Annotated in this window: 1 protein-coding gene; it reads left to right on the top strand. The window is 37.0% G+C overall.

Annotated features, from left to right (window positions below; genetic code table 11):
• Positions 1–424: Cna B-type domain-containing protein (locus BAU28_RS05640; protein ID WP_116500311.1), on the top strand; the 424-nt coding region annotated here is incomplete at both ends.

Genomic DNA, 424 nt, shown 5'->3' with positions numbered 1-424 from the left:
ACAAATACAAAAGTAGGCGAAACAAAAGTAGAAGGAACGAAAACATGGAACGACGATAACGCGAAAGATCGTCCGGAAATAATTAAAGTAGATCTTTTACAAAACGGTAAAGTAGTAGATACAAAAGAAGTAACAGCAGAAACAAACTGGAAGTATACGTTTGAAAAGCTCCAAGCATACGATGAAAATGGAGTAGCGTACAAGTATGAAGTGAAAGAACAGCCAGTAGCAGGATATGAATCCAAAGTAAGTGGTACTGACATCACGAATACAAAAGTAGCGAAATTGACAGTAGAAGGAACAAAAACATGGAACGATAACAACGCAACAGATCGTCCAAGCACAATCAAAGTAGACTTACTACAAAACGGTAAAGTAGTAGATACAAAAGAAGTAACAGCGGCAACAAACTGGAAATATGCAT

It is taken from the genome of Bacillus paramycoides, assembly GCF_001884235.1.
Taxonomy (GTDB): Bacteria; Bacillota; Bacilli; order Bacillales; family Bacillaceae_G; genus Bacillus_A; species Bacillus_A paramycoides.
Note: the sequence above shows the minus strand (reverse complement) of the source record. Positions and strands in the feature narration are given on the sequence as shown.